This is a genomic window from Actinomycetes bacterium (assembly GCA_036510875.1).
Taxonomy (GTDB): Bacteria; Actinomycetota; Actinomycetes; order Prado026; family Prado026; genus DATCDE01.
The window spans coordinates 1-9740 of sequence record DATCDE010000117.1; the positions used below are offsets into that span (position 1 = coordinate 1).

The 9740-nt window shown below is 67.5% G+C and carries 8 protein-coding genes and 3 pseudogenes; 6 read left to right on the forward strand and 5 right to left on the reverse strand.

The genetic code is table 11. The features are described from left to right. From VIM19_06970 to VIM19_06980, 3 genes and pseudogenes are all read left to right on the forward strand, one after another. Positions 1–140: pseudogene (locus tag VIM19_06970) on the forward strand (transposase). 396 nt (positions 141–536) lie between these two features. Continuing rightward, positions 537–1457 (forward strand): alpha/beta hydrolase, encoded by a 921-nt coding sequence (locus VIM19_06975; protein ID HEY5184638.1) that lies wholly within the window; start codon positions 537–539, stop codon positions 1455–1457. Positions 1458–2401: 944 nt separating this feature from the next. Then, a pseudogene (locus tag VIM19_06980) lies at positions 2402–3003 on the forward strand (NYN domain-containing protein). A gap of 205 nt (positions 3004–3208) precedes the next feature. Here VIM19_06980 and VIM19_06985 read toward each other — a convergent pair. Beyond that, positions 3209–3442 carry a hypothetical protein gene (locus VIM19_06985; protein ID HEY5184639.1) on the reverse strand — a complete coding sequence of 78 codons (234 nt, stop codon included), beginning with the start codon at positions 3440–3442 and terminating at the stop codon, positions 3209–3211. Between the two features lie 559 nt (positions 3443–4001). Further along, positions 4002–4136, reverse strand: coding sequence for a hypothetical protein (locus VIM19_06990; GenBank protein HEY5184640.1), 135 nt, complete (start codon positions 4134–4136; stop codon positions 4002–4004). A 625-nt stretch (positions 4137–4761) separates the two neighbouring features. Here VIM19_06990 and VIM19_06995 point away from each other — a divergent pair. Continuing rightward, a pseudogene (locus tag VIM19_06995) lies at positions 4762–5295 on the forward strand (IS21 family transposase). 527 nt (positions 5296–5822) lie between these two features. Here the strand turns inward: VIM19_06995 and VIM19_07000 are convergent. Beyond that, entirely contained in the window at positions 5823–6209 is a 387-nt protein-coding gene (locus VIM19_07000; GenBank protein ID HEY5184641.1) for a hypothetical protein, read from the reverse strand. Positions 6210–6633: 424 nt separating this feature from the next. Then, entirely contained in the window at positions 6634–6999 is a 366-nt protein-coding gene (locus VIM19_07005; GenBank protein ID HEY5184642.1) for a spore germination protein GerW family protein, read from the reverse strand. 307 nt (positions 7000–7306) lie between these two features. On the opposite strand from VIM19_07005, the gene VIM19_07010 reads away from it, so the two are divergent. Together VIM19_07010 and VIM19_07015 are read left to right on the forward strand one after the other, a co-directional pair. Further along, the gene (locus VIM19_07010) at positions 7307–7540 is read left to right on the forward strand and encodes a hypothetical protein (protein ID HEY5184643.1); all 234 of its coding nucleotides are present in this window, start codon (positions 7307–7309) and stop codon (positions 7538–7540) included. A gap of 288 nt (positions 7541–7828) precedes the next feature. Next, positions 7829–8014, forward strand: coding sequence for a hypothetical protein (locus tag VIM19_07015; protein HEY5184644.1), 186 nt, complete (start codon positions 7829–7831; stop codon positions 8012–8014). A gap of 159 nt (positions 8015–8173) precedes the next feature. On the opposite strand, the gene VIM19_07020 is transcribed toward VIM19_07015, so the two are convergent. Beyond that, the gene (locus tag VIM19_07020) at positions 8174–9340 is read right to left on the reverse strand and encodes a glycosidase (protein ID HEY5184645.1); all 1167 of its coding nucleotides are present in this window, start codon (positions 9338–9340) and stop codon (positions 8174–8176) included. Positions 9341–9740: the final 400 nt, after the last annotated feature.

Genomic DNA, 9740 nt, shown 5'->3' on the forward strand with positions numbered 1-9740 from the left:
TGATCTGGGCCGCACCCGGACGGGACAAGGCCACCCTGGAGGAGTTCTTCGACCTGCTCGGGCAGGACAGGTGCGCCCAGATCACCCATGTGACAGCCGATGCAGCCGACTGGATCGCGGCCGTGGTGAAGGATCGTTGCCAGAGCAAGTCGTGGGGCGACGCTGGCTACGTGGCTCATCCGAACCTGACCACCAGGACCGTGCTGTTCGAGCCGCTCAGCGGTGGCACCTAGGCCGGAGGTCGCCGGCTCCCACCGCTGTCACTCCGCTATCCGCCGGTGTCCTGGGTGGCACTGACTTCCGTTGTTGGGCGCGGAACGCTGGACGAGGTGGCCGGTCTGGCTGCCGAACAGGGGCTCGGATGGGCTTGTGACCTTGGTGAGCCGTGGCGCAGCATGAGGTCGCGAGATCCGCTTCGACACCTCGATGATCAACGCGCCACGCCCTGAGGCGTGGCGCGTGTAGCGGGGGGAGTGGATTGGAGCGGTCGGCGGGCACACGCCTGGCGGCGAAGGCGCGGCCCGGAGGAGACCATCGTGCGGTACGTCGAAGTCACCCTGCACGGCCACCGGATCACCTACCGGGAGGCCGGTGATCCACGTCTTCCGGTGCTCGTCTTGGTGCACGGGATCACCAGCAGCAGCGCGACCTGGGATCCGGTCATCCCCGCGCTGGCCGAGCACGCCCACGTGATCGCGCCGGATCTGCTCGGCCATGGCGAGTCCGACAAACCCGAGGCCGACTACTCGCTGGGCGCTCAGGCGAGTGGGCTGAGGGATCTTCTGGGCCTGCTGGGCCACGATCGGGTTTCGTTGGTCGGGCACTCCCTCGGCGGCGGTGTCGCGATGCAGTTCGCCTACCAGTACTTCGAGCACTGCGATCGGATGGTGCTGGTGTCCAGCGGGGGGCTGGGCCGCGAGGTCAGTGTGGCGCTGCGGGCCGCGACGCTGCCCGGTGCGGAACTGGTGCTCCCGGTGATCGCCCACCGCCAGGTTCGTGACGCGGGGGTGGCGATGTCCCGGTTGTTGGGCCGGCTTCCCGTCCGATTGCGGCCCTCGGTGGGGGAGGTAGCCCGTGGCTACGCCTCCTTGGCGGACAGTCCTACTCGGTCGGCATTCGTGCACACGCTGCGGAGCGTCGTGGGTCCCGGTGGTCAGCGAGTCAGTGCCATCAACCGCCTCTACCTCGCCGAGGGGCGAGCGACCCTAATCGTGTGGGGCGCGCTGGACACGGTGATCCCCGTCGGCCACGCGCACGCCGCCCATGCGGCGATCCCCGGCAGCAGGCTGGAGATCTTCGAGCAGTCCCGACACTTTCCGCACCAAGACGAGCCGGTCCGGTTCGCCCGCGTGCTGCTGGACTTCCTGCGGACCACCGAGCCCGCGGCGCTCGATCGCGCCACCGTACGCGACCGCCTCGCGAACGCAAGCAGCCCACTGCACGTCCAGACAGGCTGACAGCGCAGAAGACTGGGAGACCTTGCTCGTATCCCACCCCAACCCACGGACCTGATGGCGATGCCACGACGGACCCTCGACAGGCCGCAGCCGCTCGATGGGGGGAGCGCGAGCGGCCACGGAGCCGTGCACTTGAGGCGGAGACACACTGGGGCGTCGGCCGCATGCAAGTCAGCCGTTCATGGGTCGAAGGTCCCATGAATGCCGGAGCCCCGCCGTCCTTCCCCCCAAGGGGGCGGCGGGGCTACGGGACTGACGCTACTGGGGCTGGCACGAGTTGTTGGGGATGTCGCGTGGTGGTCCTCGTCACACGGCGGAGCCCGTCATTGACCGTCGCCGGGTGGCCGTGCCGACATGGCGACGGTCTGTCTGGCGGCTCAACGCAGACCGCAGCCGCCCAAGCCCCGGGGGGCGCAGCCGAGCGGCTGCAGCGGGGTCAACGCAACTTCACGTTAAGTGACTGATGGACATCAATGAGTAGTTGTCGTGGCCGGATTCCCGCTCCGACCGAGCCGCTAGGGGCTGTGCGGGGCCGTCTTCATGCCCAGTGTCCCCGACGGTCACATCAGTGCCGGTGGTGGTAGGCGTGTCGACGCTTTGGGTCCAAAACGAGTCGTGCACCCGGTGGTCGAGGAGTAGGTTCACCATCGTCTGGCCGATCAGGGCGACCGGCTTGGTGCAGTGCGTCCAGTCGTGTCCGGCTGCTCAGACCAGGGAGTTGCACCCGCTCAGGGTGAGGGTGACTGCCTGTGCCCCCTCTTGGCCGCGACCTGGCGCATGGTCAACCCCGAGAGGTACTCCTCGACCAGCGTTGCCGCCCGCTTCGGATCCACTACGCCATCCTGGGCGATCTGCAGGCCCTTGCAGAAGCGGCGGTAACAGCCTCCGCGTCGGGCATGATCGAACCACTGGGGTGGATCTGCCCGGTTGACTCGACGAGTCGATGGGAGGCGACGCTGCACACCTATGCGATCCGCCCGATCCAGCAGTTCGCCTACAGCAAGGGCAAGAACGCCTCTGACATGGCGATGGTCACCGACGCGATGGACCTGCTCTACGCCCGCTCGTTGGATGCGTTCGCCATCGTCTCCAGTGACGCGGACTTCACACCCTTGGTGATGAGGATCCTGACCGATGGGCTGAGGGTAAACGGCTTCGGGGAGAAGAAGACCCCCGAACCCTTTGTCAACGCCTGTTCGCAGTTCACCTACGTCGAGCGGCTGTCGCAGTCAACGGCCGTCAACGGCTCCGCCGGATGAACCGGTCCTCAAGGCCAGCGACGCCAGGCAGTTACATGGCGACACCCGGCTGGTGCGGATGCTCCGCACCGGCGTCGAATCGGCCAGCGGAGATGACGGCTGGGCGCACCTGGGGCAGGTGGGCAACCAGATCAGCAACCAGGCGTCGTTCGATCCACGGAACTACGGCTTTCGATCCACGGGACTACGGCTACCGGAAGTTGAGCGATCTGGTCGAGGCGATTGGGCTGTTCGAGATCAAGCGCCGGAACCTGATCGTGCTCGTCCGCGACAAGCGCAGTACTTGACCGACGAGCCAATCCGCGGCAGGTCGACCGGTGGGGTAGGGGCTGTCGGGCTTGTCTTCCATGTGCGGTACCCGTGTGAGGGACGTCACGGGCGATGGGCGGTGAGAAGGGTCCGGGGATGGGTATGAGTGAGTTGTCCGCCCGGATCGGGTGCGGACTTGTCGATCTCCCGGAGATTCATGTCGCCCAGCCCACGCCCGCAGGACTACTCCCTCGCCGAGATCGCCAACGAGACGATGGAGCCGTGGACCCGCATGTACGCGGAGCACTTCGGAGAGTACGGCGTCGGGATGGTCACCAGCGGCAGGCGGTAACGACCAGCGCGCTCGTCCGGTTCACGTATCGACGTCGTGCCGATTGTTTGGTTGGCCGCGACCTGGCGCATGGTCAATCCCGAGAGGTACGCCTCGACCAGGGTGGCCGCCCGCTCCGGATCCACGAGGTCATCCTGGACGAGACGCCAGCACTGCGAGGACGCGTTTGGAAGACCGCAGCCACCCATGCCATGGGGGGGTCTGGCCGAGCGGCTGCGGCGGGCACGACGATACGTCACTCTTAGTGGTGAAACCCTGTCATTGAGTAGTCATCGCCCACATGGCCCTATCGACTGGGAAGTGCTGCAAGTCTTCTCGGGTGACGAGAGCCCTGGCCGAGATCGTGCCCCATGAGGCCACCGACCACGAAGGAGCCCCGTCGGATCCACACCCCCCTGGGTGCGACGGGGCTCCGACGCGAAGGTATCCCCTGTCGGTGTGGGAGCGCGCTGGGCCGTTCGGGTGATCGGTGCCGTGGATCTTGGACACGGCGAAGCCACCTCCGCCTGCTCACCGGGTCCCCGCAACTGCGACGAAGCCCCGCCGCCGCTCGGGAAGAGGGGGTGAGCGGCGACAGGGCTTCAGCGGGCTGGCCCCGCTGCCGCATGGGTGCGAGTCGGGCGGCAGCGGGGGGCTCCACAACCACTTCAGGTTAGGACTGGGATGGCCCTGCTGCGCAGGGGCTTAGGACTCGTACTCGGTGTCCGGGACTGCGGGGGCGCCCCACAGCACGGCTATCGCGAAGTTGGCCGCAGCGGCCGCAGCCTCGGCGACTCTCGCCGCCACCATTGCGGCGATCAGTCCGATTTGTCCCACCATGCGCGGTGCAACGCTTCGGGAGGGTCGCAGGTTCCTGGTGGTCGCTGCGGCAGTCGGTGCAAGCAGAACCAGACGCCAAAGGAACAGCCCTGCACGGCCCGACTGCTCGTTCAGCACCTCCCGATCGATGAAGCAAGGAGCCCCGCCGCCCGACAGGGGGGTATCGGGGCCAGACGAGGCTCCGCTCGAACGCCTGGGGCTGGCTGTGATCGCCGACAATCGTCCGTTCGACGAGTGCACAAATGAGATCGCGGACAGGCAGACGGGACAGGGACCGATCACCACGGGAGGTGAGGACGCCACGGAGCCCCATCGCTCATCGCCCCACAGGCGACGGGGCTCCAGTAGCCAGCATGGTGAGCATGGTGCACGTCGGGGGACGGAGGATCAAGGCACATTCAGGACCCGCCAGGGCTACCCGGTCACCCGTCTTCGACGGATCACTTCCGCCGCTTCAACGGGATGACCTTGGCGTCGGCGAACCCCGACAACGCCTCTGCGACGGCCCTGTCACGGTCCTGGATGGCGTGCTGGTAGATCCGGAGGCGCTGATGCTGTCGACGCCGCGTGAAGACTGACCCCCTGGTGCCGATTGAATCTTGACCCCCTCGGCCACAGTGAGGGAATGATCATGATGGAAGATTGGGCTGAGATCCGGCGTCTGAATCGGTCGGAGGGCATGGCCGTGAAGGCGATAGCTCGCCGGTTGGGGTTGGCGCGTAACACGGTGCGTGCGGCGTTGGCCGCTGACGCCCCACCGCGCTATGAGCGGGCCGCGGCGGGGTCGCGGGTCGATGAGTTCGAGCCGGCGATTCGCGCGCTGCTCGCGGAGTTCCCCGACATGGCGGCCACGGTGATCGGCGAGCGGATCGGTTGGGAGCATTCCTCATCGGTGCTGCGCGCCCGGGTCGCGCAGTTGCGGCCGTTGTTCCGGGGCGCGGACCCCGCGGATCGCACGGTCTATGCCGCTGGGGAGGTCGTGCAGTGCGATCTGTGGTTCCCGGGCAAAGTCGTCCCGGTCGGTGGTCGGGGCCTGGCGGACCCGCCGGTGCTCACGATGGTGGCCGCGTTCTCCGGGTTCATCATGGCGTTGCTGTTGCCGACGCGGACCACCGGTGACCTGCTCGCCGGGATGTGGCAGCTGCTCTCGGGGTTGGTATTCGATCAGCACAGAGGGGTCAAGATTCGCTCGGCGTTGACAGATGCCCGGCTGAGCAAGGGGAGCGCGGTGCCAACGCACTGACCGTGGACATCCGGTAACGCCGAAGTATCGCCTCTGATGATCTTGTATCGGGGTTTGCAATCAGTCCGCAGTAAGTCCGCAAAGTGTCCATTGGTGGCCAACATCTGCCAACGCGGTGTAGACGGCATACCCGCGTCAGAGACGTGATCGCCACCATCGCCGCGGGTCAAGGGGGTTGCTCGGTTCGTACTCATAATCCGTCGGTCGTGGGTTCGAGCCCCACCCGCCCCACTCACGTCCGCCAGGTCTGCGACCTGCTCGTGTGTGAGGAAGCGCTTCTCGGCGTGGGCAGCCCCGGGGAGTCACACCCGTCTGCCGGGTTGCGCAGCAGGCCGCGGTAGCGGGCCTTCGTGGAGGGCTTGATCTGCTGCTGGCTGCTGAGCCAGACCGCCCCCCGCCGGATTGATCGACGGGGCCTCAGGGGGTACGGACGTGCCAGTGCTCTACATGGTCCCGGTGAGTATCAGGACCAGGATCAGCCCGGCGACCACAGCGTTGCCGATCATGGGAAGGACGGCGGCTGTGTGCTCGCCTCGCCGGTGGGCGATCCAGGCCAACACGATGCCGGTGACGGCGGGCAGCAACGCAACGAGGTACACCACGATCTGGGCCGCCCATCCGGCGGCACCGTGATCGGTCAGGGAGTCCCGATACCCGGCGGCGTCGATCAGGGTGGCTCCGACCATTCGGCGGAAGGTGGCCTCAACCACGTAGGCGTTGAGAACCAGCCACGGCACGATGCTCGGGATCATCAGCCACGACGCGACGACCAGGTTCTGTGCAGGGTGGTGGGTACGGGTCACGGGTGTGGGAGAAGACGCGGCGCTCATGGTCATCACCTCACTAGATCCACAACTTTCAGCGTGGCCGCGTGAGGACGCCGTCTACCAGTGCCGTTCGGCAGCGTGGAGGTGGCCAGCCTTAGGACGGCGAGCATGGCCCGACAGCCCGTGCAGAACGGTGGCGGAGCCCTGGCCGACCACCGAACGCCCCCTAGGTGCAACGTCGCCAGGTGGTCGCCGGGCTCCGATCCGGGAGCCTAGGACCGACCGTGCCAGGGGCGCTATCAGGCGAACGGCGGAGCCGCGAACTCGACGTCCTGCACCTGTCGCCTCACGCAGCGGCAGACCCGACCACGCGGGCGAGGCCCCCTTCTACGCCCACGGGGGTAGGCGGAAAGGGACCTCGCAGCGGAGAAGGCTACTCGGGCTGTCCCATACATGGGGGACGCGACTTGCAGTCCTGCGATCCCCGTTACTCGCAGCGCTGGTCCCCGGTGCGCCCGGCCTTGGCCAGCCGCGACAACACCCAGCCTCGGGTCAGCACGACGGCGATCACCACGGCGGCCGTGACAGTGAAGACCCGGTTCGGGTCCACCGCAGGCCGCCAGCGAACCTCGCCCCCTCGGATGACGAACGCCCCGGCCGGAGTGGCGTTCATGCCGAAGCCGCCGCCCTCACCCTGGGGACCCTTCTCGTCCTGCCCGCTGCCCGCACCGCCACCGCCGGCTACTCGCGCCGCCGGGATGACGGTGACGCCGTCCTTCTCGTACGGCTCGCCGAACACCCGGCGCACCGTGAGCGTGTCCTTCGCATTGCCGAGGAACTTGTCGATGTCCATGAGCCCTCCACGATTTCGCGGTTGCGCGCCCCGCCCACACCCTCCAGCGGCACCACACTGCCCGGTAGTGGCGAAAGCCACCTGACAAGCGCCACGCCGGTGGTTCGCCGCCACCTCGCGCAAGGAGTGTCCGATCTTCGGTGGCGTTGAGGGCTGGCTTCCATCGGGTGATCCAGAGTGCGCCGCTCCCCACGAGGTCGGCCTCGAAGGGCGTCGAGTGGGCCGGCCCAGGACAGGCTTGGCTGTGTGACGCGATTCTCAGTGTCAGTCGCAGGTTCCGGCCTCGCGGTGGACTCATACTCTCCCGGTGACTATCGACTCGTTCCCCGCTCCCGTTGCACGTCGTCCCTCCGGCAGCCCGTTGGCGGATGTCAGTCCAGTCGCGTTGGAGACCTACCGCGTTCGCGACAGGGTCAGCCATGACACCTGGGGTCAAGGCCGGGTGATCGACCTGTCCGAGGACCGCTCGCTGCTGATCACCTTCGGCGGGGCGCACACCGAGCGAGTGCTGGCCCGGTACCGCAGACTCCAGAGGCTCTGACTCGAGCTTCCCGCCAGCCCTGTGGGCTGGGCGCCGGACGGCAGCCGTGCCCTGGGTCTGTTCATGAGCTGATCCCCAGGGCGAACAGAAGCGCCCCCGCCGGGGCGAGGGCGCGTCCGTCTTCCTCGGGAGCCTGCGTGGTCGTAGGCACGGGGGTACCGAACCCTGCGTCCACCCTTGATGTACCGCTCAACCAGGCACGCCGGGGGCCGGTCCGGGAGGGACCTTCGTCACGTGTGCCCTCGACGTCGGCGAGGAGACTCGAAGCGCCGCAACGAGGAGGTCACCATGAGCAACAACCGCAACTCCGCTGCCGCAGGCGGAGGCGCACTCTACGGCCTGGGCATCTTCGGTGCTTGGGTGTACTTCTGGCAGCAGGCGGACACCTTCTGGCACTACGTGCTCGCCGTGTTCCAAGGCATCTTCTGGCCCGCATGGATGGTCTACGACGTGTTCCACGCGCTCGGTCACTGATCGAGACCCCCGATCGCATAATCCGTCGGTCGTGGGTTCGAGGCCCACCCGCCCACTTGCACATGCACGGAAGGAGCGACGGGCGAGTATCTCGGCGGTCAGAGGGTCGGTGCCGTTGCTAGGAGTGCAGGTGCTGTCCGTCCGTGCCGGCTTGACGCGTCAGAGCGAGTAGAGCAACCGGCCGGTGAGTGGGTGCTGACCGTAGCGAAGGCACAGTTCGGCGAGGACGTCCTCGTGGGTGAGCCCGACGTCGAGGACGGTGTCGTTGCCGGCGTAGTAGATGACCAGCGTGCCGTCCGGGTGGCGAAGCAACCCGCAGGAGAACACCACGTTGGGGACGTGAACATAGCCGTCCTCGGGCGTGCGGCAGTCAGCCCTGGACGGGAAGAGCACCGGGATGGCTGACATGCGCACCCGGCGCGGGTCGTCGAGGTCGTGGAGGGCGACCCCCAGCACGTACGGGTTTCCGTCCATCGTGGCCCGCACCCCGTGGAATAGGTTCAGCCAGCCGTGTCGGGTCCGGACCGGTGGGGCGCCTGGGCCGAGCTTGTCGGAGAACGCGCTGGGGCCGGCACCGGTGCGCATGATGGGTTCGGTGTCGATGTCCCACGGGCCGGTCCGGAAGTCGTCGGTGGTCCCTACTCGGATCTGGGTGAAGGCGCCGCCGACGTCACCGGGCATGGCGTCGTTGGGGCGAAACAGGCCCATGTAGCGACCGCCGACCCGTTCCGGGAAGACGACCACGTTGCGCATGTCTTGGTCCAGCATCGGGCCGTAACGGCGGAAGCTGCGCAGGTCATCGGTGGTCGCCAACGCGACCCGCACCCGGTTCCTCACCTCGGCGTGGTACGCGCTGTAGGTGACGGCGATCGTTTCGTCGATGGGGTTGAGGCGGGCGTCTTCAACCCCGCCCGATTCCATGTCGACGGCGGACTCGACGTCGACGCCCGGTCCGTACCAATCGCCTGGCGTCGCCGGGATCACCGCCGGCCGGGGGTCGAGCCGCCAGTCGGTCAAGCCGTCTTGGCTGCGGGCGACCCCAAGAACGCTCATCCCGCAGCGCAGATGTGATCGGAACAGCAAGACGGTCTCACCGTCGACGACTGCCGCACCGGCGTTGTGAACGGTGACGACCTTCAGGGCTGGGTCGCGCCACACCCGGTTCACGTCCGCGGGGGTGAGGATCGGATTGGCGGTGTACCGCAGGACGGGCTGCTCGAGCGACACCGTGCCCCGGGCAGCCTCGCCCAGGTCAATGGTCCGTTCAACCGTTGCGCCCGCACCTGCCGGGCCGTCCTCGGCCGTGGGTACCGTCGTGTCGGACATGCCTGCCTCCCGTGCTGTCACGCCGAGGTTGGTTGGCGGAGCCTACCGGTGTGTGAAACGGCCAGGCTGGTCACGCAGCTCGGAGAGATAGGGAGCGAGATCCATGGCACAAGGATGGCACCATCGTGGTGCCAAATCAAGGGCAAGGCGATGCCACGATGGTGTCACGGCGGTTCGAGACCTCGAGCTCGAGCCGTTCCGACGGTGGTCCGTCAGTCTCCGAGAAGCAGCTGGTCCTGTGACGGCTGCGCCTTCCCCGCCTTCGGCAGCGGAGCCCGTGCCGCACTCGGAACAGGGAACATCTCGGCCACACCGACCCCGAGAAGGTCCGACTGCCCGCTCTGCGGTAGTCGGGCGCCCTGCCCGACGGGTCGGCTTGCCGCGACGAATCCCCGACGAA